Genomic DNA, 25,444 nt, shown 5'->3' on the forward strand with positions numbered 1-25,444 from the left:
AGTGGATCTCCGTTGTTGTGGGATTAGAAGAGGTCGGCGTGGCCCATGGCCACCAGGTTGTCGTAGGAAGTCTGCAGTGCTTCCCACACCGTGCGGCCGTAGAGCTCGTCCTGCTCCACGAGCAAGTACTCGGCGCCGGCAGCCTGGGCCGCGGGAATGATGGACGGGAAGTCAAGGTTGCCTTCCCCCACTTCGGCGAACTGGACCACGTTCTTGAACTCGGCCATGAAACCCGCAATGTCCCCCGTTTCCAGGAGCCCGAAGGCCTGCTCCGGCAACGCGCCGATCCTGTAGTCCTTCAGGTGCACCATGGCAGTACGTCCGGCGTATTTGGCAAGGGTCCGGACAGGGTCCAGGCCGCCGCGCTGCACCCAATGCACGTCGATTTCCATGCCCATGGCCGGGGAGTTTTCGGCAATGATGTCCAGCATGTATTTGCCTTCGAACTTGGCGAACTCGATGTGGTGGTTGTGGTAGTACAAACCGACGCCGTATTCCCGGAGCCGTTCGGCGTATTCGTTGGCTTGCTTCGCGAAGTCCACCGCGGCGTCGATCGACTTCATGGCAGGGAACGGCATCATGCCAATCCGCAGGAGGTGCGTGTCAAGTCGCTTTGCGTCGTCAACGATCTTGTCGAAGTGGTCCTTGAGGGAGTCCCCCGGCATGCCTTTGGGCGTCTCCATGGCGACCGAAAGCGCCGCGATGTCCATGCCCAGTTCGCTGCGGGAGCGGTCCAGATCGGCAACGTTTTCCGGTGTCATCGGGATCTGGGAGATTTCGACGGCGTTGTACCCCATCGCACTGACCTTGCGAAGCGTTTCAAACGCCCCGGCTTCGGCAAAACTGCCCTTCAGCATCATTGCCTGTACGCCGATTTTTGCCACTTTGTCCTCCGTTAGTTCCCGGCCCTTGGGCCGCGTGGTTAGCCCACTTGCCCGGAAATCTCCGGGTAGCTTTGGGCATAGATGTCTTTGACGATCCTGAGTGACTTTTCGGCTTCCGCTGGGCTGATCCAGAACGGCGCAGGATCCCCGAGCTTGGCGTAGAAGTCCTTGATCAGGAGCTCGTGCGATACGCCCCAATACGCGCGCCCACCCGATTCCAAGGCACGTTCCGGGATGGTTTCCACGGTGCCGTCGGCGTAGCTGACAACAAGGTCGCCCCTGAGGCTGAGAGTGGCCTTTTCGGTCACGATGTCCAGCGTCACAGGTGCATTGGTGGCGTTGGCCAGGGTGGCGTAGAAGACGCTGGTAGCACCGTTGGAGTGCCCGGCAATGAATTCCGCCGTGTCCTCCACCTCGATCACGCCGCCCAGGGAGCGGGTGGAGGCGTGACCCTCCACCTTGGTCACGTCACCTACCAACCACTGGAGCAGGTCTACCGTGTGAATGGCCTGGTTCATCATGAGGCCTCCGCCGCCTTCAGCCCAGGTGCCGCGCCACGGCCTGTCACGGTAGTACTCGGCCGTCCTGTGCCACATCACGGTTGCCGAGGCGCCGAGAACCTGGCCCAGCCCGCCGTCGTCGAGCAGTCTCCGCATGGCCTGCGACGTCGCGTTATAGCGGTTCTGGAAACATACGGCGATCTTCGCCGTGCTCCGTTCGGCCGCCTCGACCAGCCGGCGACCGTCTTCGAGAGTGTGGGCGAGCGGCTTCTCGACAATCACGCTAACCCTGCGCTCAAGGCAGTCCGCAGCCAGTGAGGCATGCAGGTGGTGCGGAGTGCAGATATGCACGACGTCGGGCCTCACCGATTCGAGCATCTCAAGGTAGTCCGCGTACCCCGCTACGCCGTAGGCGGCCGTTGCCGCCTGCAGGCGTCCGGCATCAGTGTCGCAGACCGCCACAAGTTCAACGTCGTCCATTTTGGCGATTGCTCCGAAGTGCACGCTCGATACATCGCCGCAACCGATGACTGCTGCTGTAGGCATTCTTCTCCCTCGAAAGATGTTTTCCTTTGAACCTACAGGCCCTCAGGCGAGGGCAACACCGTTCTTCGCTGCGAGTGCCGCAAAGGCGCGCGCTGCGGCGCCGAAGGCGACGGGTCCGGAGAATCCGCCCAGTTCGTGGGTGCTTGCAAGGTGAGGTTCGAGGGAAAAGAAGCCGGAAAAGCCATCGGCCTTGAGCGCGGCGATGGTGGCGTCCAGTTCGCCGTCGCCTTCGCCGGCAGGCACTACTTCACCGGTACCGGCGATTGCGTCCTTGATCTGGAAGTACTCCAGGTAGGGGCGCAGCACGGCATAAGCCTCCGTGTACGGTTTGACGCCCACCTGGACAAAGTTGGCGCTGTCCCAGGCAACGCGCAGCGCGGGTGAAGCGATGGTCTCCATGATGTCCAGGACTCGCTCGGGCGTATCACCGTAGATGCCCTTTTCGTTTTCGTGCAGGAGGACGACGCCGGACGCGGCCGCCTCGTTCGTGAGTGCGGTCAGGCGCTCCATGACTGAGTCGCGGATGTCTTCATTGCTCTGCCCTTCGGCCCGGTAGAAGGAGAAGATGCGGATGTACTTGGTGTCGAGGCCCTTGGCCACTGAAATAATCTGGCGCAGCCGGGCGAGCTCGTGTTCCACGGGAACACTGACGTCGACCTTGCCGATGGGGCTCGCGACTGCGGAAACCTTCAGGCCCTTCTCGTCCAGGATGGCCTTGAGCCGCTCCACCGCTTCGGGCTCAAGTTCTGAAACATTGGTGCCCCATGCGCTGCGCACTTCAATATGGCCGGCACCGAGGGCCAGCAAGACGGCGGCCTGGACCGCGGGATCGGGATCCACTTCGTCGCCGAAACCGGACAGGCTCCACACGGCATTGGTTTCAGTCACGGAAATCTCCTTTGGATCCGTTCGCCCGCATGGCGGCGTAGGGCGCCAAATGCTAGTTCGCGGGCATGCGTTCACCTCGAGTCTAGTCAGCTACGCACCGGTTGACAACCGATTGCCAAATATTGGCAACTGCCATGCGGATGTACTCGCCGTGGCGAACTCCGGCATCGTGATTTCAGCTTGCTGAATTGCCTCCTCCGCTGCCGTTCGAGAATTGCAGCTCCTGTCCGAGATCGAACAGTGCCCCGAATGAGCCGCCGTCAGGCCGGCGCTCCCTCCATCTGGGCAGTGATCGGGGCAGCGATGTCCTCCAACGACCGCCTCGCAGCCTCAACCCCGAATACGATCTCGACGACGCCGGCTGCAACCATCAGCACTGCGCCTATGACATAACCGAAGGCCACTGCTCCGATTCCTTGTTCAACGAACCGACCGAACAGGATAGGGCCAGTAATGCCGCCAATACCGGTGCCCACGGCGTAGAAGAACGCGATGGCCATGGCCCGGGTCTCCATTGGGAAGATTTCGCTCACTGTCAGATACGCGGAACTGGCGCCCGCTGAGGCGAAGAAGAAGATCACCATCCAGCAGGCGGTGAGCCAGAAAGCATCAAGCGCTCCGCGGGAGAAGACGAACGCCGTAATGGCAAGCAGGACACCTGACGCGATGTAGGTACCGGAAATCATCGTCCGGCGCCCGACGCTATCGAAGAAGCGGCCCAGGACGAGCGGGCCAAGGAAATTGCCGACGGCGATCGGGACCAGCGTCCATGGGGCAAGGTCGCTGGGGACATTCAGCAATTTTGTCAGCACGAGCGCATAGGTGAAGAACACCGCGTTGTAGAGAAACGCCTGGCCAATGAAGAGCGACAGACCCAGGACGACCCGCTTCGGATAGCGCTGGACCGCCGTCTTGATGATGACGCCGAAGCCAATTGACTTACGCTGACGGACTTTGAGCGTCTGGTTGACCTCGGACAGCTTCTCCCCCGCGGCCTCCTCGACGTCGTCCTCGATCTTGCGGACGAGCCGATCCGCCTCTTTGTCCCGGCCGTGGATGAACATCCAACGCGGAGACTCAGGCACGTTGCGCCGCACGAGCAGGATCAGCAAGCCAAGAAACGCCCCCAGGCCGAATGCGAGACGCCAGCCGATGCCGGGCGCGAAGAAGGCTGGGTTGAGCAACAGCACGGAGAGCGACGCGCCGAAGGCCGTCCCAAGCCAGAAAGAGCCGTTGATGGCCAAATCCACGACGCCCCGACGGGCGGCGGGGATGAGCTCGTCTATCGCCGAATTGATCGCCGCGTACTCCCCGCCAATGCCCGCTCCGGTGAAGAAGCGGCAAATGAAGAACCACATCGGGTTCAGGGAGAACGCAGTGGCCACGGTGGCAAGCAGATACAGCCCGAGGGTGAGGAGGAAGAGCTTCTTCCGCCCGAACCTGTCCGTGAGATGGCCAAAAACGAGGGCCCCGACGCAGGCGCCGGATACATAGACCCCGGCAGCCACGCCAATGTCCGCAGTGGACATGCCGAGACCGCCATTCGGCTGCGTGAGGCTGTCGCCAATCGCCCCAACGATGGTGACCTCGAGTCCGTCCAGGATCCAGACGGTGCCGAGACCGATGACGATCATCCAATGCCATCTGGACCAAGGCAGGCGATCCATTCGGCCGGGGATGTTCGTTTCGATGACGTCGCTTGTTGCACCTCTCACTGCTGACATGGCCCTCCTCCTTGAGTAGATCATCAGTATGCTTTGTATATGCCGTTGACGGAAGCATTTCCGGCGCTGGCCGCCGAGAGAGCCGCTGCGATTCGCTATGGCACAGAGACCCACGTGCTGCCATGATGGGCACAATGGACCCTCTTGACATGGCGACGCCCCCGCTGGTCGAACCGGTTGTGCTGGTTGTCATGGGCGTTTCGGGCTCCGGCAAGTCCACGGTTGCCGCGCTCCTGGCGGGTCGACTTGGCTGGGCCTTCGAGGAAGGCGATGCCTTGCATCCCCAAACAAACATCGACAAGATGGCAGCGGGACATCCGCTCACGGACGAGGACAGATATCCCTGGCTGGAGAAGGTTGCCGAGTGGGTCGACTGGAGGCTGGATCACGGGGAAAACGGCGTCATTACTTGTTCGGCGCTCAAACGGTCTTACAGAAACATCATCAATCGCCGAGGTTCAGGTGTTGTCTTCGTTTTTCTGTCAGGGACACCCGAGACCATCAGCGCACGGCTGGCCGAACGCCACGGCCATTTCATGCCCGCCAGTATGTTGGGGAGTCAGTTCGCGGACCTTGAGGAACTGTCCCCGGGTGAGCCCGGAATCCGGATAGACGTCGGTCCGGCTCCAGGAGTGATTGCCCAGCAAATCATGGACAAGTTCGGCCTGCGGCCGAGCGGAACAGGACGAGAACCATGAACGGAATCTCCATCCTCAACAAGGCCTTCGCCGGGGTCGCCACCGACGCAACCACGGACGCGATGCATCAACCGTGGACCGGCCACGACACCCAAGTACTTGTGGTGGCGGCCATTGGCATCGCGATAGTCGTCTTACTGATCGTCTGGGCAAAGATGCATGCTTTCCTGGCCTTGAGCATCGGCGCCCTCTTCGTCGGCATTGCCTCGGGCATCGCCTTGGACAAGGTGACCACGTCCTACGAAAACGGCGTCGGCGGCGTGCTGGGCTACGTTGGTGTGCTCATCGCGCTGGGAGCCATGCTGGGCAAGCTGTTGGCTGATTCCGGCGGCGCGGACAAGATCGTCGACACGCTTCTCCATGGTCGGCCCGCAACGCTGCCTTGGAAGATGGCTCTCATCGCCGGCATCATCGGCATCCCCATGTTCTTCGAGATCGGGCTCGTGCTACTCATTCCCGTAGTGATGCTGGCTGTGCACCGTTCCAAGGGTCCGGCGATGCGTCTTGGCATTCCGGCTCTGGCCGGCTTGTCGGTGCTCCACGGGTTCATCCCGCCGCACCCGGGCCCGTTGGCGGCGATCGGCATCCTGCACGCCAATGTCGGTGTGACTCTTGCTTTTGGCCTGCTGATCGCCATTCCAACGGTCATCATCGCAGGTCCGCTCTTTGGCCGTCTCGCAGCAAGGATCGTGCCGATCGGAGCCGCTGGCGCAGGCCTGGCAGTCACCGTCGGATCCGGCGAGCACGCTGAACCGGCCAGGTCACAAGGCCCCGGCGCGAAAGCCGCCGGTTCACACGGCGAGGCGCCGGTAGGCAAGGCACAGGATCCGCAAGCAACGCGCAGCCCGTCCTTTGGCTGGACATTGGTGACCCTGTTGTCGCCGTTGGTGCTCATGCTGATCAAAGCCGGGGCAGACATCTGGATGGACAAGAGCGCCGCACTCCGTCCTTTCCTTGACTTCATCGGTGATCCGGTCTTTGCCCTGCTCGTGGCCGTGCTTCTGGCAATGGTGACATTCGGTACACGGGTCGGCTTCTCCGCTTCCATCCTGACGAAGAAGATCGGCGAGAGCCTGTTGCCGATTGTCGGGGTCATGCTTATCGTCGGCGCCGGGGGCGGCTTCAAGCAGGTACTCGTCGACGGCGGTACCGGAACCGCGATCGCCAAGATCGCGGTAGCCGCCAGCCTGTCGGCCCTGGTGCTGGGCTGGATCATCGCAGTGCTGATTCGCCTCGCCACTGGCTCGGCGACTGTTGCTACGGTGACAGCCGCTGGCATCATCGCACCGCTGGCAACCGGATTGTCGCCGGCTCAGCTAGCGCTGGTAGTGCTCGCCATCGGTGCCGGATCGCTGTTCTTCTCCCATGTCAACGATGCGGGCTTCTGGCTGGTCAAGGAATACTTCGGACTGACAGTAGGCCAGACGATCAAGACCTGGTCGGTTATGGAAACCATAATTTCCGTCGTGGGATTCGGATTCACCCTGCTGCTATCGGTTTTCGTCTGATCCGAAGCCGGACGACGGCCTTCCAATTTCCCAACGTACGTTTGCAGGAAAGAAGATGTCTCGGTGTTCAGGCGGGAGAAGAGCCATGGGCGGAGCGAGCTTTCGCAGCGACTCACGGATTCCAGGAGGATTTGGACAGAACAACCTAGGGCCGAACCACTTGCTGCTGATCCACTTCGACCGGGAGATCATGCTCTCCGTTCGAGTGGGCGAGCATCTGCGTGGCCAGGGCGAAATCCTGGTGGGCTTCACCGCGGACGACTTCTTAGCCGGAAGTGTGCGATGTCTGGGCATTCGGTTCCGTGGGCGAAGGGTCCTGGGATCGTTCGACCTGCTGCGCGTATCGTCTGCCGCTCGTTTCAGCGGGTCGTTCGGGCGGGTAGACGGGTCACCGGATGCAACGTTCTTACTCGACGATACGGTTTCGGCGCTTTTCCCGGCAGCAGGACTCAAAGAATTGGATATCGGGCGGTTGTATCCGTTCAAGGTACGTGATGGCAGGCTTAGCGGTGAGAGCCTTGGATTCGCACGCCTCGGCGTCGAAAGGTGACACCGGACTACGGTTTTTGCGCAGCCAGTTCCCTGACAAGGTTTACGCCGGGGTCCCCCGATTCGGAGGTCACGGGGCGGAGCGACGGGAGCATCTGGGTGAGCGGCAAACCGCCGCTGTCCATTTGACGGCCGCTGTCTCCGACGGCACCGGCGATGAGCTTGACGAGTGACGGGGACGGGCCAACACCGAATTCCTGTCTCAAGTCGGCGGAGAAGCTCCGATAAGTTTTGAGTGCGGAGACAAGGTCGCCGGTCGCAAGGTGGGCCTGTATCAGCAAACGGTACGAGGACTCCCTGAAAGGCTCCAGGGCAATGGCCAGTTTGCTCGCAGCCTTGGTTTCCTCGGTGTTTCCCTGACTGAGGTGGTATGACGCGATGGAGTCGAGGGCCGCTGTACGAAGAGCCCGGAACCGTTCCTGTTCGACCAGAATCCAGTCCTCGTACCATCCGGGAAGAAGCTCCGCAGTCCGTAGCCGTTCCCATCTCGGGTACCAATCGCTCAACTCTGCTCCCGGGGCTTGAAGCTCTCGTTGAAGGTCCGTGATATCAACGAGCACGTGCTCACCGAGGGCGACGGAGACATCCGTAGTTCCGTCAGCATCGAGCAGGTCGGGGAGCTCGTGATTGATGTGCCAGATGCTCACCCTGAGACCGACGGCCGCCTGGGCCTCGGACGAGTCAGGCCAGAGAAGTCCGGAGAGGAACGTCCGCGGCCGCTCGCCAAGCAGGGCCAGCGCGGTGATAAGGCGTTGCTGCCGATGTGCTACCTTCTGCCGTGCGCCATCCCGGCTCAAGGTCCAACCGTTGAGCAAGGTCAGGGACCACTGGGGATCTGGTGATGAAACCACGTCTCGTACCCCAATCTAAAGTCGGGTTCCTAGTGGGCAAACGCTACGTCGTCCGACATTAGTCAGCTTTGACCAGCCCGGTCACGAGTGGCCACTACTTGAATCAAGGAACCCCGAAGGAAGTCCTACTTACTCGTAATCGATACTTCCCTCGGCTGGCCACGCAGGCCTCCCCCGGCTGAATCCTTCACAACACGAGCCACGTCTCCTTGTAACGGTGCTGTAACGCGCCCGGTCCCATGCTCGTGCCAACATCCACTTGACCTGGTGCATGTAATCGCGAGCGAAATGGAGGTGCCGTCATGAACTATGGAGGCCCCCTTTTCCGGCGACCGTCCAAACGAGGGCGCCGGATCCTTCCCAGTTGGTATTCCGCATTCGTGCGGATAGATCGACGGGGGTGAGATCTGTGTCCATTGGACAGTTGGAGCCTGCCAGCGGCCGGACCCCTGCTGCTTCAGCTCCCGGGGCTTCGCTCCCGGCGGCTTCGATCAGCGTGGTGATTCCTACTCTGAACGAGGCGTTGAATCTGCCGTGGGTGCTCAGGCGGATGCCGTCATACGTTGACGAAGTCATCGTCGTGGACGGTCGGTCCGAAGACCTCACCGTGGATGTGGCGCGCGCGCTTCGCTTCGACGTCGTCGTGGTGAACGAGCTGCATGCCGGCAAGGGCGCCGCCATGCGGGCAGGGTTCGCCGCGGCCACCGGGGACATCATCGTCATGCTCGATGCGGACGGGAGCATGGACCCGAGGGAGATCGGTTGGTTTGTTTCACCCCTTCAGCACGACCACGATTTCGTCAAGGGCTCCCGATATGTCACCGGCGGCGGTTCCGACGACTTGACGCGTTTGCGTAATCTCGGGAACCGTGCGCTCACTGGGCTGGCAAACAAGGCCCTGCACTGCAACTTCTCGGATCTTTGCTACGGGTATATCGCCTTCCGCAGGGAGTGCCTGGAGGTCCTTGAACTCAAGTCCGATGGTTTCGAAATCGAGACCGAACTGGTGTCGCGGGCGGCCCGGGCGGGGCTTCGCATCGCTGAGGTGCCTAGCCACGAGTTGTCCCGCATTTCAGGCAACTCACATCTGCAGACCTTCCGCGACGGGTGGCGCGTCCTGCGAACGCTGACCCGCGAGTGCGTCGGATGGGATGCGCCGACGGCGGGGGTACGGCCGGAGGCCCTTCGGCGCGTGAAGTACCGGTATCCGGATATGAGGTTTCCTCATGTTCCAACCGACCCGAAGACGGTCCTTGCGATGCTGGCGGACGGCTAATGCCAAGCGGTGCCAGCTGGCTAAGTGTCAGCGTCGTGATCTGTTGCTTCACCGAAGCCCGGTGGGAGTTGCTGCTCCACGGGCTCGCGTCGGTTCAATCTCAAACACTTCGGCCGGAACAGCTTGTTGTCGTAGTTGACCACAATGAGGATCTGTACCGGCGATTGGGTCTGTACCGGCGACTAACGGGTGCGCTGCTGGGGGTTGAAGTAGTGGAGAACTCGGGGCCCCCGGGACTTTCCGGTGCTCGCAATACCGGAGTGAAGGCGGCAACCGGTGACATTGTGGCCTTCCTCGACGATGACGCCGAAGCCGCCCCGGACTGGCTGGCCCGGCTCGTCGTGCTCTATGACGATCCGGATGTGCTGGCGGTCGGGGGCAGGGTTGAGCCCGTGTGGGAATCGGGTCGTCCGGCGCACTTTCCCGAAGAGCTTGATTGGATTGTCGGGTGCACCTATAAAGGTTTGCCCAGAGTCGCGGCACAAGTGCGTAACGTGATCGGCGCGAACATGTCCTTCCGCTCCGATGTCTTTGAGCGGGTCGGCGGGTTCAACGCTTCCCTTGGCCGGCAAGGTGATCGTCCGCTTGGATGCGAGGAGACCGAATTGTGCCTGAGGGCATCCATGGGCTCCCCCGGCACCCGCGTGGTTTACGAACCGGCAGCCGTGGTTCGCCACCATGTGCCTGCGACGCGCGGTACCCTGCGCTACATGTTGTCCAGGGCCTGGTCGGAGGGCGTCTCGAAGGCCGAGGTGACCCGGCTTCTAGGGCGGAGCCAAATCCTTGGACCGGAACGCCGATATGTCCGCCGAGTGCTCCCGCGCGCTGTTCTGGCCGGACTACGTTCCTGCGGGAGAGACGGTGACGTCGGAGGACTGGCCCGGGCGGGAGTGATCCTTGCGGTTCTGGCTGTCACTGCAATTGGCTATCTGCAGAGCCTGTGGCAGTCGTCATCGAGCCCCGTGCGTGCGTCCGGCTCCGTTTTGTACCGGCTCATTCGCGACAACAGCGGAGGCAAGCCCAGTGATTAACCAGCAGATCGTCACCTCACCCGCAGTTGCCTTCGACGTCCACGGAAGAGTCGGAATCAGGGTGGCCCAGGGCACGCCGGGTGAGGCACAGCTACGTGACATGCTTGCCCCGTTCCTTGGCCCTTCGGCTTCAACCCTTCAGTTGAACATCAGCGGCGGCGTCACTCCGGTTCCCGCGCAGTCCCATGCCGAAGACGCCTACCGGTATACAGATGATTCACTGTTCCTCCCGGAGGACCGGGTTCAGGTTACCCGTGCGGAAAACGGCTTCGTGGTCGAAGGGGCGGGCGAACTGTTGACGGCGGTCGTGCCGCTGCTGGACCACTTGTGTATCAGGCAGGATACAGCGATGGTTCACGCCGCTATGGTGAACTACCGGGGAGCGGGCATCCTGATGCCCGCATGGGGTGGCGTCGGGAAAACAAGTACGGTCGCGAAACTTCTGGCCATGCCGGACGTCGGATTCATGGCCGATGACTGGGGATTCATCACTGCGGAGGGGACCCTTCTGTCCTACGCAAAACCGATGTTCATCAAACCCCACCACCGGCCAATCTATCCGGAACTGTTCCAAGGAATCCGCAAGCCCCTCGCGCCGGGCTGGCTGACTTCGACCATCAGCAGCGTGGCCACCGCTGTACACCCTGTCATCGTCCGCTATCCACGGACGGCCGCGTTCACGCGTCGGTGGTCACCCGAGCACAGAATGGTCCACCCGGCAGACGTTTTCGGCCCAGGGAAGATCGTTACGCAGGCGCCCGCCAGAATCGCCGTCTTCCTCGAACGCTTCGACGGAGCGGAAGCCCGGTTGGAGCGCCGGACAGAAGCCTGGATGGCAGCGCGCATTGTGGGCAACTTCCATTCGGAATTGCCTTTCGTGTCGCGGCGGCTCATCGAGGCCTTAGGGGCCACGGGCCTCGTGCCATTGGGCGAGCATTTTTCCGCAAAAACCTCCGTCATCACACGTTCGCTGAGTGATGTTCCTTGCTTCGTGCTACGCCTTCCCGTGGCCTGGTCCGCCGACCGGACCTCAGACTTTGTCGCAGGCACCGTCACCTCCATGGTGGACGGCCGGCCGTGAGCAGGAAGGCGTGGTCTGGCAGCGTTCTGGACGTGTCTGTCGTGATCCCGGCCCGCAACGCTGCCAACTGGCTCGGCGAATGCCTGAAGTCTGTCTTCGACCAGAACCCCCGCGAGGTGATCGTCATCGACGGATGTTCAACTGACTCCACCGTGCAGATCGCCCGCTCCTACGGGGCACGGGTCATCTCCGACAAGGGGCGAGGACTTCCGGCGGCGCGGATGCTCGGGGCCCGGGCCGCGCACGCCGATCTTGTCGCGCTCATCGATGCCGACGTCGTCGTACCAGCAGGCGTCCTCGCAAACCTGGTGGAAGAGTTCGAAGCGGGCGGCTTCGATGGCTTGCAGTTTGGACTTGTGAGCGAGCCCGACGGCGCGGGCTATTGGGGGGCGGCCCTTGCCTGGCACCATAACCACAGCAGAGTCCGCTCATGGTTTGGTGTCAGTGCCACGCTCATGCGCCGTAGCGTTCTGCTCGAAGCCGGGTTCGATGAAAGCTTCCGCTCGGGCGAGGACATCGAGCTCAGGATCCGGCTTGAGGACGGTGGATACCGCATCGGCGTCTCCCCCACGACTTTCGTAAGGCACCGGTTCGCTGACACCTTCGGGTACGCCCGCGACCAGTGGCTGCAGGACGGGGCAGGCTTGGCACGCACAATGTACAAGCACCCTGGCAGGGCCGGGTGGCTGGTGCTGCTGCCTTTGCTCGCAACGGCGCGAGGCGTCCTTCTTTCCTTGGCCACAGCCCCCCGGTACCTGCCCTACTGGGCGGGCTTCCTCGTATACAACTACGGGGCCTTTAGCAGCACTTTACTGCGCCTTCCCAAGCAAGGACTGTCCCTCGGCGGGAACGCCGTGTGGCTAGCCGCCGCCCGCATCACGCCAATGGCGGCCGGGCTCGTATTCTGGGCGCTTGCCGCGCTCATGATTCCTCCCGATCGCCTGGGGTTGGCCTCTGCCGTGGTCTCCGCAACGATGCTGACGGTACAGCTGGGAATGCTCGGGGTCGGCCCAGCAACACTGACCTTGTTACCTGCCCAGCCGGATCAAGGCCGGAACCTGATACCGGCGAGCGTCGGGGCGGTGAGCTTTTCGTCACTTCTCACGGGTGCGGGAGTAGTCGTTGTGACCTATTTCCTGGGATCCGGCGTCGGCACCGCTTGGAAAGATCCTGTCATGAGTGCAGGCTTTTTCGCGGCTGCGCTCCTTGCCTCGGTCGCGTACCAGCTCGACCACATTGCAGTCGCGCAGGCCCGGGCAGATCGTGCATTGACGCGCAGCCTGGTCCAGGCCGCGTGCCAGCTCATTACCTTGGCGGCTTGCCTGCTTGCGGGTTACCGCGCTCCAGCCGCAATCGTCGTCGCCGTAGCCACGGGTGCCCTGGCGAGCGTACTCCTGGGCCTGCACCAGCTTAGACGCACCGAAACGACTCCGGACTGGACACAGCTCAGTTGGCGTGAGGCGGCGAAAGTCTGGGGCCCGGGCCTCCGTCAGCATGCGCTGATGCTGGCCGACCGCGCACCCGGATACGTCCTTCCACTTGTCGTGGCAGCGGCATTGAACACGTCGGCCGCCGCGGCCTGGTACCTCGTCTGGATGCTTGCGTCAGCGATCTTCTTTGTGCCGCAATCAGCTGGCTACTCGCTTCAGACCGCTATCGCCGCTGACACGTCCGATAGCCGGTTCTCCTCACGTGCGGGCCTGATCCGGCGGGCCTTGAAGATGAGTCTCCTCCTAACCGCCCTCGCCGGGGTTCTGCTGCTCGCCGCGGGCTCGCTGCTTCTGCCCCTGTTGGGATCCGGCTACGCATCGGCGTGGGTGCTGCTGCCTGTCCTCGTCCCGGCCCTGATGCTCACCTGCGTCACTCAGGTCTATTACGGCGTGTGCCGTTCCGCCGGACGTTTGGCCGAGTCGACCGTGGTCGCGATTGCGGCGTTCGTGGTCTCAGTGGCGCCGGCCCCGGCGGTCGCCCAGCGCTACGGGCTCGTCGGAGTTTCCGTGCTCTGGCTGGCGTCCCAACTGGCCACGGCGGTGGTCGCCGCCGCGCGGCTGCATCACTTCTCGCAGGAGCATCGCCTTGCCCCGGCCAAACACAAAGTCGAGCGCACATCCGGGTCACGAGCACATGGAGTCCCGGCTCCGTGATGGCCGTACAAACCCCGTGGCGGGTCTCCACTGCGCGATTGCACCGATCCGACGTCGGCGTGGTCCCTTTCCGCACGAGCGACACAAAACATCTGCACCAAGCCCAGCATCGGGCCGACCGGGGTGACCCGCGCATTATGGGGGCTCTCGCGGTCATGGCGGCGACCGCTCTGATCCTGGGAGTTTGGGCGCTCAAAACGGTCAACGCACAGGACATTGGCGGCGCTGGCCTGATCCAAGTCCTGCCCTTCGCCTATTTTTTTGCCCTGGGCCTAAGCCTTGCCGGTTTCGTCGGTTCCCTCGGTCTCAAGGTTCTTCGCCCGTGGTTGCTCGTCATTCAGCTTCTGGTATTGATCGTCATTCTGCACGGGGCAGACCCGATCATTCACGGTTTGCCCCGTCTGGAAGCCAGCTACCGCCACTTGGGCATCACCGATTACATCACGCAGTCCGGAGGCCTGGACCGGAAGCTGGACGCATATTTCAACTGGCCCGGGTTTTTCGGGTTATTGGCGATGCTCTCGAATACGACAGGAGTCCACGATCTGACCTGGGCTGCTACGTGGGCGCCGGTCGGTGTCAACGTCCTGCTCATGCCCGCCCTGCTGGCGCTGGCCCTGCGCCTCACCTCCACCCGGAGGCAAGCGTGGGCGGGCGTATGGATGTTCTACCTTGCCAGCTGGGTGGGGCAGGATTACCTCTCCCCGCAAGCCTGCGCCTTGCTGCTGCTGCTGACCCTGGTCGCTTGTGTCCTGACAGTATTCCCCGGGTGGCCGTGGAAACCGGGGAATAAACTCGCCAGCCGGCTGAGGAATCTCGTGCGCCGGCTCGAACCCGTGAAACCGGCGCCGATACCGGCCGAACTGTCACGGTCAGCCTTCATCATATTGGCCGCGGTGTGTGCGGTGCTCTTGGCCGGGATGACGGTCGCCCATCAACTCACACCTTTCGCCGCGATTCCTATCCTGGCCCTGCTCGCCCTGAGCGGACGGTGCCGGCTGCGGTTCCTGCCGGTCCTGGCGTTGCTGTTTCCGGTCTGCTGGCTGGTCCTGGCCGCCACGCCTTTCCTCATTGGCCACCTGCACACCCTCTTCGGATCCATAGGCAACATCAACGCCGCGGCTTCTGCCTCATTGCTCAACAGGGTGGGCGGTAACCCTGCCCACCAGTTCATCGTCTACTCCCGGCTCGCGGAGGGAGCCTTGGTCTGGGGCCTCGCGGGGCTGGGTAGCCTCCGGGGACGACGACTGGGGACGCGCTGGCTGGCTGCTGCAATGGGGACGGTGGCACCTTTCGTCATGTTCCCGCTCCAGTCGTACGGCGGTGAGCTGTTGCTCCGGATATACCTATTCAGCCTGCCCTTCGCCGCGAGCCTCGTTGTGCTTCCGTTTCTTCCCGCTGGTCCCAGTCCGCCCGGCTTGCGCCAGCTGGCAGCGCTCCTCATGCTAGGTTCCGTTATTGCCGCGGGCACGGTCACCACCAGGTACGGCAATGACGCAATTGAGAATTTCACTCCCGACGAAATCGCCCTGGTCAACCAGCTCTATGCCACCGCGCCCCGTGGTTCGGTCCTCATCGAGGCAGTTCACGACACGGCGTGGCGGTATGAGCACTACACCGGATACCGGTACCAGACAGTCCTCCAAGCGGAGCCGGCACGCCCTGGCGACCCGCAGCCCGGCTGCGCATCGATAACCCAACTCGTCCCATCGGCAGGCGCCTATTTGATAGTCACTGCAAGCCAGGTCGCCGCAGCCGACCTTCTCAACACGGGGCCGAGCGAAGGCCTCCCGCACTTCATCGACAGATGCGCAGTCCAAGGAGGGTGGACAGTGGAGTACCGCAACGGAGGCGGAGTGATCTACCACCTGCAAGGAGCACCGAATGGCATCTAAGGAAAGAACCGTCGGCATGATCGGCGCCATCGTGGCCGCCGTTGCGCTGGCTTCGATTCCCCTGTCCTTTACAGGCCCGGAGGCTCTACGCCTTGCCATCATAGGACCGTTCCTCCTCGCTGGCCCGGGAACAGCGCTCATCTTGCTCCTGAAACCCGCCCGGCTCCGAAAAGGAACCGGATTCGAAGTGCTCCCGTTGGCCGTCGCGATAGCGGTGAGCTTCAGCCTTGCCTCGGCAATCCTGCTCTCGACGGCGATGCTTTACTCCGGTTTCTGGCATCCGTCGGTGGCTGTGTCCCTCCTGGCCGTACTCACTCTGGTCCTCCTCGCCGGCGTGGACCGACGGTCCCGGCGAACGGAAGCGGCGCGGTAACGAGGGGCGGGCAATGCACCTACGCTTTCGCCCAAATTGCCACCCAGGCCACCTGCAGGTGCCCGACTGTTGCAGGTGCGGGGCAGCCGGTCAGGCAGGATTCGGTCTGGAGGATGTAATGCATCGGCTTGTCGGGGATGCCGACAGTGCTGACACCGATCGAGACACCATCGAGGAAGAACTCAACGCGCCCAGGCGTCCATTCGGTCGTCGCGGTATGCCAAGACGTGAACTGCGCACCCGACTGGATATTGCGGGAAATGTCCTTGTCCGAGCCGGCCTGGTGGACGGCGCCGTAAAAGGACTTGGACAGATCACCCTCGGGGTAGTCGATCTCTCCGTCACGCGGCCACACTCCGCTATCGGGCCACAGGAGCCACGCCGTCTTGAACCCCTGCAATGCCTCGGACCTGAACCGTACCGAATACCGCCCGTACAACAGACTGTCGTACGGGCGCCCGTTGGCCGGATTCAGTTTCGGCGACGGTGCCGCCCCCATCGAGACACCCTTCTCGGTGTGCAGGTACATGTCGAGCATCCCGTCCTTGACGCTGAGCACCTTCGATGGGTAGTACCCCGACCTGCCGCCGCTTTGCTGACCGGCCGTGTCCGGTGTGCCGTCAGCGTAGTTGACACTCCATTTTGCGCTGTACGCCGCACCGGGGAAACTCCCGACCGGGACGTCCCCCTCGCTGAAGTCTTCGCTGAATACCCGCCGCCATCCGGGCAAATCACCCACGGGCATCGGTCCCGTCGCCTCGGACTGCCCTGCGCCCGCCCCCACTGTCGCAGTTCCGGCCGTCGAAAATCCCGCCGTCGAAGTTCCGGTCGGCGGGGTTCCAGCTGCCCGGCTTGCCTCAGGATACTGTTGTCCCTTCGATCCGTCGGTGCATCCGGAGGAGGCCAGCGCCAAGGAAGCCACGAGCGCGATCGTCATAGCCGCGCGCTGGGCAGTCTTGAAACACTTGCCGTTTCGCCGTTCCTCCACGTGCATGGGAGCCAGTGTGGCGGCAAACAGGCACCGAAACAAGGCCCGGCCCATTCCTCCATCGTCCAGGCGCGGAGCCGCTGCATCTATGGCCCCGGCTCCGAATTCACAGGTAACCCGAAGCCCGGAACCATAGCCCTGTTGAACTTAGTGTGCAAAAGTGTCCGCACCGGAACGCTTCCGCGATACCTGCTACCGCCAAAACGAGGCGTGACCCTTCGGCGCAGACCTGCCGCCATGCGGGCCAGGGCCTCAGCCCGAGGTCGGCAGGAATTTGGAGGAGTAAGGATCAGATGAAACTGAGAATGAAATCCGGCAGGAAGGTCCCGCGCCAGGACGGTCCGCAATACCGCCGTCCCCGGACTCGGCGCGTCGTCATGGCAGCTGCGCTCTTGGTGATCAGCACGGCTTGCCAAGGTCCATCGGGTGGTGGAACACCGGTTCCTGATCCCACCACGATCACCGGTTCCTCCGCGTCCCCGACGTCCGCCTCGCCTCCCGCCAGTCCCGTACCATCTGCTGCAGCCGGGAAAGTCGGGCACATCTTCGTAATCAATCTGGAAAACCAGAGCTACAACAAGACCTGGGGTCCGGGTTCGGCAGCCCCCTACCTCTCCCAAACCCTGCGCAGTCAGGGCGTCCTCCTGACCCAGTACTACGGGGTCGCCCATCATTCCAACCCCAACTATCTGGCCCAGATCTCCGGGCAGGCATCCAACCCGATGACGCGCAACGACTGCACGACCTACGCTCCGTTCATCCAAACCGGAACCGCCGACCCGGGACAAGTGCTCGGATCGGGCTGCGTCTACCCCGCTTCAGTCCCGACTCTCGCCGGGCAACTTAGCGGCGCCGGGAAAACCTGGAAGGGATACATGGAAGATATGGGAACGCCGTGCCGCCACCCGAACCCGGGTGCAAAGGACGACTCCCAGAACGCCAAAATCAATGACCAGTACGCCACGCGCCACAATCCCTTCGTCTATTTCACCAGCATCACTTCCCTCCCTGGCTGCCAAGACAACGTAGTGGACTACTCCAACCTCGCGAGGGACCTGCAGTCCGCGGCCACCACTCCGAACCTTGCCTACATCAGCCCCAACCTCTGCAACGACGGCCACGACAGCCCCTGCGTCAATGGACAACCCGGCGGACTGGCGACCGCAGACACCTGGCTCAAGGAACAAGTCCCAGCAATCCTCAACTCACAGGCGTATCGGCAGGACGGCCTGCTCGTCATCACCTTTGACGAGGCGGACGGTAACGCAACCGGCCCCTCCGGTCTGCCAGGCGGAACAGCCGGCGGCCTTATCGGCGCGCTTGTGCTCTCCCGGTTCACCAGTGCGGGCACCAGCAGCGCAAAGATGTACAACCACTACAGCCTGCTCGCCACGATGGAGGACATCTTCTCCCTCCCCCGCTTGGGCTATGCGGGGGCCCCGGGGCTGCCCAGCTTCGGTCCCGACGTCCTCAGCGTGCACCCCTGAGCTTGCGGAGGTCAACCGGTCATGCCTCTACTCCACCGCCGTCATCACCCACCTAGGGATTTGGTAACGCTCCTGTAACCGCCCCCATGGTGCCATAGGTTCTCGACCGCGTTGCCGGGTGCCTGGGCCACGAGCCTCCGCACTCACCGGCAGCTTTTCGGCACCACTGTGGTGGCGGACGTTGACCGAAGTGGGAGGACAGATCAGTGAAACGACTGCTTAGCTTGAGCTTCATCAGCGCACTTGCTGTGCCCGTAATGGCACTGGCCTTTGCGTCCGGTCCGGCAAGCGCAGCCGCCCCGCCGCCGACCACTTGTTCAGCCGGAGTTCCAGCTCCCACGAACACTTATCCTGGAACAACGGTTGTGGCCAACAACTTCGAATCCGGAACCCTTGACGGCTTCACGGTTAATACCGGAACAACTGGAACGGCCACCATCGACAACTCACAGGCCCACTCCGGATCATGTTCGGCCCACCTGCATGTGACCACCGACCCCGGTTCCCTGGCCAACTTGGTGACCACGCTCCCGGCAAATTCCAATGACGTATATGCGGACGCCTGGTTCAATATCACCACCGCGGGCGTCGCCGGAAACGATGTCCCCTACTTCCGGTTCTTCTTCGACACCACAAGGTTCGTGGACATCTACCGCTACAACAGCAACGGCCAAATTTGGCTCCGGGTAACATCCTCGACGGGCTTTACTTACACCAAGTTGGTGTCGGGCTCCATTGCGCTGAATGCGTGGCGGCATGTTGGAATGCATGTCATAGCAAACGGCGCCGCGTCCACGGTTGAAGTCTGGGTTGACGGAACATCAATCTTTTCAAGCAACCAAGTCAATACGACAGCGACCACAGTGTCGGCGCTCCAGCTCGGCGCTGAGCATCTGACGCAAATGGGAGACGAGTACATCGACGATCTCGTCATCAAGGTTGGAGGAACGTCTGGAGGAGGGACACCGGGCGCGGACGCCATTGCAGCAGCAGCCGCGGTTCCTCCGGGCGCCGGTACGGCCACCGGAGCGGTCGTGTGCGGGCTCGCCGCCGGTGGGTGCTATCAGGACTACACGGGAGGCGTGATCCATTGGACGGCGACCACCGGCGCCTTCATCACCAAGGGCGCCATCGACGCCGCCTGGGCCGCCCAAAACTGGGAGAACGGCCCCCTCGGATACCCCACCAGCAATGAAATCGGCGGCCTCACCAACGGAGGCGTCTACCAGACCTTCCAGCACGGTGTCATCCACTGGTCACCGGCCACCGGCGCCCACATCACCAGGGCCGCCATCGACGCCGCCTGGGCCGCCCAAAACTGGGAGAACGGCCCCCTCGGATACCCCACCAGCAATGAAATCGGCGGCCTCACCAACGGAGGCGTCTACCAGACCTTCCAGCACGGTGTCATCCACTGGTCACCGGCCACCGGCGCCCACATCACCAGGGCCGCCATCGACGCCGCCTGGGCCGGACTTAATTGGGAGAACGGCATCCTCGGATACCCCACCAGCGATGAAATCACCGGGCTCAAGAACGGTGGGGTCTACCAGAACTTCCAGTTCGGCGTCATCTACTGGTCTGCCGGTTCAGGGGCCCATTCCAACGCCGGCGCTATCCGCGCAGCCTACGCATCCCAGGGCTGGGAGAACGGCCGCCTTGGCTACCCGACGACCAATGAGTTCGCCTTCGGCGCCGGTGTGGCGCAGGACTACCAAGGCGGACGAATCACCTGGTCCGGCGCAGCCGGCACAGCTATCAGCTACCAGTAGGGCCGACTCAGCCGACCGCGGAGGACCGGACGCTGCGCCGGATGATGCCCAACTGCTCTAGCTGGGCCGACATCCCTGCACCGTCCGGAGAATAGATCCAAGGGATCCCCGGAGTGGGTTGAGCCGCGGACTTCGACCGCCCGCCAGCGAGTACCGCTTCGCTGGCGGAGAGCTGGCGGATCGCGATAGCCCTGACGTTCTGCGGATGGCGTTGGGCGAACTCTGCGTAGATGGCCTCGTCGTGCTGTCCGTCGTCGCCAACCAGCAGCCATTTGATGCCCGGGAACTCCGCCGCGAGACGCTCCAGAGAGGTCCGCTTGTGCTCCTGGCCGCTGCGGAACCAGCGGTCTGGGGTGGGACCCCAGTCGGTCAGGAGCTTGGGACCGGCGGGATACAAATTTCGGGACAGGAAGCGCGACAGCGTCGGAGCGACGTTCCAAGCGCCCGTCGACAGGTACACCACCGGGGCCGAGGGCACCGTCCTTACGATCCGCTCGTACAGCACAGCCATGCCCGGCGTCGGGGTCCTCGCGTGTTCGTCAAGTACGAACGTGTTCCAGGCAGCTAGGAATGGACGAGGCAGCGCCGTGACCATCACGGTGTCGTCGATGTCGGAGACGACGCCGAAGTCTGTGTCGTCAGCGATGATTTGCACCGGGGCTTCCACGATCCTGGATCCGCCGGATTCAATGGTGATTGTATGCCAGCCGGCGTCGAGGGCTACGGGGATACGCGCGTCGACGACGCCTCCGCGGTCGGCTTCGACATCATGGACAGTGCCTGCGATGATCACGCGCACGGCAGCGTGTGCCACGGGCGCACTCGTGAAATTGCGCCAGCCGCGCATGCCATCCTTCAGCGGTTTGAGCGCACCGGCCTGAGGACCGCTCCCCGTGTCCCGCGGTTCACTGCGGACAATGCGCGCCAAGACCCGGACCCAGGAAGTGGTGCCGTAACCGGTGTAAGGGATGACCGTCTCCACCCGACCGCGCCGGATCGCGAGACGCGTCTGGAACCTGAGCCAACCGTCGTCGAGCCTAAGGGCGAGGTGGCGGCGCGCGGCGCTCGGCGGCGTCGGGCTCCCGCCGTCAACGCTGTCGGACAGAGCGCGCGGCTTCATAGGGAGGGGACACATGCGTCCAGTCTGACATGGCAGAAGATGACCGGCGGCATCCGTTCTACAGCCCCAAGAGCGGATCCGTGAGCAGCCGATCAAGTGTGCTCCGTCCAAGTGCGCTCATTGTGGGATTCGACTCGGCGTAGTACCAGACGAGCCCGATCGCTTGTTCGTAGGCCCAGGCGGCACCCCGCTGCCATTCGAGGTCCCCGATCGCGAGATTGGCGCGGACCGTTTCTCGTCGGATGAAGTCGAGCATGTGCCACACGGCGACGAGGTCGAGCGCGGGGTCGGCAGGACCGAAGCCACCGGTGTCGAGGATGCCCTCGAGGCGACCGTCCCTGAGGATCACATTTCCGGGAATGAGATCCTTGTGGGACATCACATCGTCACCGTGACGAGGCAGCGATCTGAGCGATGCCCAGGCCCGGCGGAGCCGATCCACCGGCAAGAGTCCATCACTCTGTTGCAGGCACTGCGCGATCCACGCATCGTGCGCTGCCAACTCCCCGCCGCGGCCTTCGCCGGAGAATGAGCGACCCTTTGTGTCCGCCCGCCGAAGGCTCGCGATGAGCGCCGCAAGGTCCACCGCGAACGACGTCGACGACGCGACCGAGGCCGGGGTCGCGATCTCGCCGTCGATCCACGTTTGGACAGACCAGGGTGACGGGTACTCTCCGCTTGGCTCACCAATCGCTACAGGCAAAGGGGACGGCACGGTGCTCACTGCGGCGAACTCGCGCATTGCAGAGTGTTCCGCGAGAAGGACTTCGCGGACTTCGCGAGCGTCACCGCCTTGTATTGGGAACCTGGCGGCGCACCATGTTCCCACCCGGTACACGTAATTGACCGTTCCGGCACTCTCGACCGCGGTTACTTCCGGTTCTGAGACCGAAGGAAACAGGCCCCGCACCAGGCGCACGGCTTCAGTCCGGCCTAGGCTGAGCTGGTTCTCATGCATGGTCACTCCCCAAGCCTACGCACGGGCCGTGCGAGCCAGCCGGCAGGCTTGCTGGGCACGCCGCCAGGCTGCCGTCCGGACGATGACTTTCTCCCGACGTGAATCCGCCGTAAAGTCCCCGGTAGGCTCCGTCCTGGGCCGTGAAACGAACACTTGGAGGCTTGTCCCATGTCCCGAATCATGCGGTTCGACCACGTCGGTGTAACCGTTCAGGACCTCGACCAGGTAACGGCGTTCTTCGTAGGACTCGGGCTCGAGGTCGAGGGCCGGACCTTCGTGGAGGGCGAATTCATCGACACGGTCATAGCGATCCCTGACTCCCGCACGGAGATCGTCATGTTGCGGACACCTGACGGAGGAACAGGGGTTGAGCTATCCAGCTTCGTCAGGCCGGACCCGGAGCCGGGATCGCCTGCCGCCATGGCCAACGAACTAGGGCTGCGCAGCCTGTCCTTCGAAGTCGACGATCTTCAGGCCCATGTCGACCGGCTTGCCGCCGAGGGTTACGGGTTGGTCGGCGGTATCGGCCAGTACGAAGGAGCCTGGCGCATGGCGTACGTGCGAGGTCCAGAGGGAATCATTGTGTCCCTCGCTGAGCGGATGACCTAAGGCTCGACGCGGGCCGCATCACGCCGAGCAGGTTTTCGGTGCCCTCAACGGACTGCGAGCGGGTTTCGGGGTTTCGGAGGAGTCCGGGCGCCAAAAAGGTGCGTGGCGTGACGCAGTTCCAAGAAAGGGGAACGACAAAGGCCCTCCCACCCAGCGTTTCCGCAGGTGGGAGGGCCTTCACTGTGGAGCTAAGGAGATTCGAACTCCTGACCTCTTCTCAGGGGAGGGCATATTTCTTTGTCTGCCAACGGCTTGTGTTGTCTTGCAAATCCGCGGAATCTAGCGGATTTCTGCCTCGTACAAAGTCCGTGACATGTCAGCGGTTTTCATCATTTCCGTGGGGTAAACGTGTGGCGGACGCTAACGCCCACCGTGACATCGCAAGAGTTCGCTCGATACCCTCGCGCATACGATCAGCTTCGTCACGACCCTTACAGGTGTCTCGTAACTAAAGGTTCGTACCGCGATTCAACCGCAAGGTTTCGACACATAGTTATGAGAATCGCCGACTCGCAGCGTTCCACCGTTCCTTCGCGAGACCATCATGCGACCGTAGATACGTCTAGTATCTGAAGGGTTTCGAGACGCTCTCTGCAGCTCAGATCGAGCCACGACTGCGCGAGATTAATCTGGGCGTGAAGAATGGCTTTTTCCGGCACAGTTACGGCCTGCCCGCCAGCGGTCGGTTCGCGTGGCGCTAGACGAGACCGTCCGCCACTCTGTGGGAGTATTCAGATGTGCCCCACATCCGCAACCATATTCGCACCCTAATTCTCCGCAACATTGGGGCCACTGCGATCATGCGCGCAGCTCCCCGCGTTATCGACGAATCCTGTCGGCAGCAGGCACTCGTCCCTGCAGGCCTTCACATCACGAGCCCCCCAGTCGGGCCCACTGAGGTGCGAGAGGCTCTGTTCGCGGAGATCAGTGGCGCCCTCGTGGACTTGCATCTCGATCCCCTGCACCTCAATTGGATCCTGGCCGCCACGGAACTCGACGAACAACAACGTCAGCGCGCCTCGTCAGCGCTTTCTGAACTGCGGCTCGAACCTCTCGCTGATATGCGTCCCATCGGGCCAGACGCACCCGACTCTACGTGGTTCACAATCACAGGGCCTGATGTCCTGATCGATATCCTCATCCAACCAATGGCTGTCCTTTCTTCGTTCATCGCACTCATGCTAGACACTTGGCAGAAAGCAGTTGATTTAGGAATCCAGACGTTCTGGAGCAGTCGCCTACCTGATGAGGCACAATCCGCCATAGAACTCTTCATTCTTCGCGTGTGGGGACTTCCTATCGGCCTCCCGTCCGGAGTCAGTCACAGCCAGTCACTTGGCGAAACCGCGAGCCTTTCGCATCTCAATCTCGATCACGTGGACGACGTTTCTGACCTCTCATGGGAAAAGAACCCTCGAGCGACCGTGAACGAAACCGCATTCTTGGTTGTTCCGCCCCGCGTGCAGGCTGGGCTCGTCGACCCGTTCTACGGCCAGGTCTATAGCCACGATTTTCTCTCCGAGAACGACTCCATTTATCGAGCCAGAAAGCTCACAGACGGAACTTTCGGCCACTTGTCGGTCCCCTTTCGAACGGTGCCTCGGTACTTCGCCGACTCCGCCGACACGCTCATCACGCTGCTGGAAGAGAACAGCCAGAGCGCTGTGTCAAATAGTTTGGGTGACGGTGTCCCCTTGTATAGAGGGCAAAACCGGGAACATACGTTGCAACGCTCGCGTGCAACGCGTCTCAAGCTCTTCGGGGATGCCCATGCGATTGAACCATCCCTCTTGCCTAGTGGCACCCGACGCTCTACCCCGGCAGCGGCGGCCACGGCATTCAACTCACTCATCGAATCTGCCGTCGAAATATCACCCGAAAAGCCGCACTCTTACGACCATGAAACTTGGTCTACGTTTCGTGGTGACAACCTGAAGACCTCGTTCGCGCAGCACTACGGGCTGGCGACGCCATCCTTGGACCTCACCGAAGACTTTCTTGTAGCCTGCTGGTTCGCTACAACGAGGCTTCAGCTGGCCACGCCCGGGATCCTTCGGGCCTCACCCGTCGACGACGAGGACATCTGCGTCATCTACGTTCTCCGGCCGGACATGGATGCAGGTGCGCCGATCGATGTTCAGATGTCTCCTTACGGCCGGCCAGCCCGCCAGCGCGGGTGGGTGACGACTAACACCTGGGGCTGGAGGTCCAACGACGCAGCGCGACATCTCGAAGCCGCCGTCTACTTCGAGGGAAGACTCCGCCACGAGCTCAAACCAGTGTTGCCTCAATCAGATCAACTTTTCGTCCCGCAGGGTAGTGACGTTCTCATGGATCTGGCGCTATCCATCGGAAATCGATTACCTGACTCGCCGATTACGGATGCCCTACTGCGCGATCTGTATCGCGTCGTCGAGTAGACCGAGATCCGTGGCAGCGTCCTCACCCGCCGAACTCTGCATGCCGGGCCCGAGCCTAACGGAGGCAAGAAGCCTGGCGGCGGCCGATATCGGAAGATCATCGGCACGAGCCGGCCCACCGTGTACCGCTATATGCGCATGG

At 62.5% G+C, this 25,444-nt stretch carries 21 protein-coding genes; 13 read left to right on the forward strand and 8 right to left on the reverse strand.

Going from position 1 to position 25,444, the window contains the following annotated elements:
* Positions 1-23 precede the first annotated feature (23 nt).
* From ABEA18_RS10035 to ABEA18_RS10050, 4 genes are all read right to left on the reverse strand, one after another.
* Positions 24-884, reverse strand: coding sequence for a sugar phosphate isomerase/epimerase family protein (locus ABEA18_RS10035; RefSeq protein ID WP_345449205.1), 861 nt, complete (start codon positions 882-884; stop codon positions 24-26).
* Between the two features lie 38 nt (positions 885-922).
* Positions 923-1,930 carry a Gfo/Idh/MocA family protein gene (locus ABEA18_RS10040; protein WP_345449206.1) on the reverse strand — a complete coding sequence of 336 codons (1,008 nt, stop codon included), beginning with the start codon at positions 1,928-1,930 and terminating at the stop codon, positions 923-925.
* 42 nt (positions 1,931-1,972) lie between these two features.
* Positions 1,973-2,818, reverse strand: a complete 846-nt coding sequence (locus ABEA18_RS10045; RefSeq protein ID WP_345449207.1) for a sugar phosphate isomerase/epimerase family protein — start codon at positions 2,816-2,818, stop codon at positions 1,973-1,975.
* 260 nt (positions 2,819-3,078) lie between these two features.
* Positions 3,079-4,542 carry an MFS transporter gene (locus ABEA18_RS10050; protein ID WP_345449208.1) on the reverse strand — a complete coding sequence of 488 codons (1,464 nt, stop codon included), beginning with the start codon at positions 4,540-4,542 and terminating at the stop codon, positions 3,079-3,081.
* Between the two features lie 134 nt (positions 4,543-4,676).
* Here ABEA18_RS10050 and ABEA18_RS10055 point away from each other — a divergent pair, with 134 nt between their 5' ends.
* The 3 genes from ABEA18_RS10055 to ABEA18_RS10065 all read left to right on the forward strand — a co-directional run bounded on the left by ABEA18_RS10055 (position 4,677) and on the right by ABEA18_RS10065 (position 7,298).
* On the forward strand, positions 4,677-5,240 hold the full coding sequence (locus ABEA18_RS10055; protein ID WP_345449210.1) for a gluconokinase: 564 nt from the start codon (positions 4,677-4,679) through the stop codon (positions 5,238-5,240).
* Positions 5,241-5,302: 62 nt separating this feature from the next.
* On the forward strand, positions 5,303-6,748 hold the full coding sequence (locus ABEA18_RS10060; RefSeq protein ID WP_345449269.1) for a GntT/GntP/DsdX family permease: 1,446 nt from the start codon (positions 5,303-5,305) through the stop codon (positions 6,746-6,748).
* Positions 6,749-6,833: 85 nt separating this feature from the next.
* Positions 6,834-7,298 (forward strand): hypothetical protein, encoded by a 465-nt coding sequence (locus ABEA18_RS10065; RefSeq protein WP_345449212.1) that lies wholly within the window; start codon positions 6,834-6,836, stop codon positions 7,296-7,298.
* 7 nt (positions 7,299-7,305) lie between these two features.
* Here the strand turns inward: ABEA18_RS10065 and ABEA18_RS10070 are convergent, their stop codons facing one another.
* Entirely contained in the window at positions 7,306-8,148 is an 843-nt protein-coding gene (locus tag ABEA18_RS10070) for an AfsR/SARP family transcriptional regulator (RefSeq protein ID WP_345449213.1), read from the reverse strand.
* 409 nt (positions 8,149-8,557) lie between these two features.
* On the opposite strand from ABEA18_RS10070, the gene ABEA18_RS10075 reads away from it, so the two are divergent.
* The 6 genes from ABEA18_RS10075 to ABEA18_RS10100 are packed head-to-tail and all read left to right on the forward strand — an operon-like array spanning position 8,558 to position 15,948.
* A complete protein-coding gene (locus ABEA18_RS10075; protein WP_345449214.1) occupies positions 8,558-9,424 on the forward strand; it encodes a glycosyltransferase family 2 protein in 867 nt (288 codons plus the stop codon).
* The gene (locus ABEA18_RS10080) at positions 9,424-10,455 is read left to right on the forward strand and encodes a glycosyltransferase family 2 protein (RefSeq protein ID WP_345449215.1); all 1,032 of its coding nucleotides are present in this window, start codon (positions 9,424-9,426) and stop codon (positions 10,453-10,455) included. Before ABEA18_RS10075 ends, ABEA18_RS10080 begins: the two co-directional genes overlap by 1 nt.
* The gene (locus ABEA18_RS10085; protein WP_345449216.1) at positions 10,448-11,536 is read left to right on the forward strand and encodes a hypothetical protein; all 1,089 of its coding nucleotides are present in this window, start codon (positions 10,448-10,450) and stop codon (positions 11,534-11,536) included. The genes ABEA18_RS10080 and ABEA18_RS10085 overlap by 8 nt, the downstream gene beginning before the upstream one ends.
* 32 nt (positions 11,537-11,568) lie before the next feature.
* Positions 11,569-13,680: a glycosyltransferase gene (locus tag ABEA18_RS10090; RefSeq protein ID WP_345449217.1), complete on the forward strand. Its 2,112-nt coding sequence runs from the start codon at positions 11,569-11,571 to the stop codon at positions 13,678-13,680.
* Positions 13,680-15,575, forward strand: a complete 1,896-nt coding sequence (locus ABEA18_RS10095) for a hypothetical protein (protein WP_345449270.1) — start codon at positions 13,680-13,682, stop codon at positions 15,573-15,575. Before ABEA18_RS10090 ends, ABEA18_RS10095 begins: the two co-directional genes overlap by 1 nt.
* Positions 15,565-15,948: a hypothetical protein gene (locus ABEA18_RS10100; RefSeq protein WP_345449218.1), complete on the forward strand. Its 384-nt coding sequence runs from the start codon at positions 15,565-15,567 to the stop codon at positions 15,946-15,948. The genes ABEA18_RS10095 and ABEA18_RS10100 overlap by 11 nt, the downstream gene beginning before the upstream one ends.
* Positions 15,949-15,967: 19 nt before the next feature.
* Here ABEA18_RS10100 and ABEA18_RS10105 read toward each other — a convergent pair whose 3' ends face one another.
* The gene (locus ABEA18_RS10105; RefSeq protein ID WP_345449219.1) at positions 15,968-16,942 is read right to left on the reverse strand and encodes a glycoside hydrolase family 16 protein; all 975 of its coding nucleotides are present in this window, start codon (positions 16,940-16,942) and stop codon (positions 15,968-15,970) included.
* A gap of 287 nt (positions 16,943-17,229) precedes the next feature.
* Between ABEA18_RS10105 and ABEA18_RS10110 the strand changes: the two genes are divergently transcribed.
* On the forward strand, positions 17,230-18,423 hold the full coding sequence (locus ABEA18_RS10110; RefSeq protein ID WP_345449220.1) for an alkaline phosphatase family protein: 1,194 nt from the start codon (positions 17,230-17,232) through the stop codon (positions 18,421-18,423).
* Positions 18,424-18,788: 365 nt separating this feature from the next.
* Positions 18,789-20,195, forward strand: a complete 1,407-nt coding sequence (locus ABEA18_RS10115) for an LGFP repeat-containing protein (RefSeq protein ID WP_345449221.1) — start codon at positions 18,789-18,791, stop codon at positions 20,193-20,195.
* A gap of 7 nt (positions 20,196-20,202) precedes the next feature.
* Here ABEA18_RS10115 and ABEA18_RS10120 read toward each other — a convergent pair whose 3' ends face one another.
* Both ABEA18_RS10120 and ABEA18_RS10125 read right to left on the reverse strand, forming a co-directional pair.
* The gene (locus tag ABEA18_RS10120; RefSeq protein WP_345449222.1) at positions 20,203-21,330 is read right to left on the reverse strand and encodes an App1 family protein phosphatidate phosphatase; all 1,128 of its coding nucleotides are present in this window, start codon (positions 21,328-21,330) and stop codon (positions 20,203-20,205) included.
* Between the two features lie 43 nt (positions 21,331-21,373).
* Positions 21,374-22,273, reverse strand: coding sequence for a phosphotransferase (locus ABEA18_RS10125; RefSeq protein ID WP_345449271.1), 900 nt, complete (start codon positions 22,271-22,273; stop codon positions 21,374-21,376).
* A gap of 168 nt (positions 22,274-22,441) precedes the next feature.
* On the opposite strand from ABEA18_RS10125, the gene ABEA18_RS10130 reads away from it, so the two are divergent.
* Positions 22,442-22,882 carry a VOC family protein gene (locus tag ABEA18_RS10130; RefSeq protein ID WP_345449223.1) on the forward strand — a complete coding sequence of 147 codons (441 nt, stop codon included), beginning with the start codon at positions 22,442-22,444 and terminating at the stop codon, positions 22,880-22,882.
* 938 nt (positions 22,883-23,820) lie between these two features.
* Complete coding sequence (locus ABEA18_RS10135) at positions 23,821-25,302, forward strand: FRG domain-containing protein (RefSeq protein ID WP_345449224.1); 1,482 nt, start codon at positions 23,821-23,823, stop codon at positions 25,300-25,302.
* The last annotated feature ends 142 nt before the right edge of the window (positions 25,303-25,444 follow it).

It is taken from the genome of Arthrobacter gyeryongensis (assembly GCF_039543785.1).
Taxonomy (GTDB): domain Bacteria; phylum Actinomycetota; class Actinomycetes; order Actinomycetales; family Micrococcaceae; genus Arthrobacter; species Arthrobacter gyeryongensis.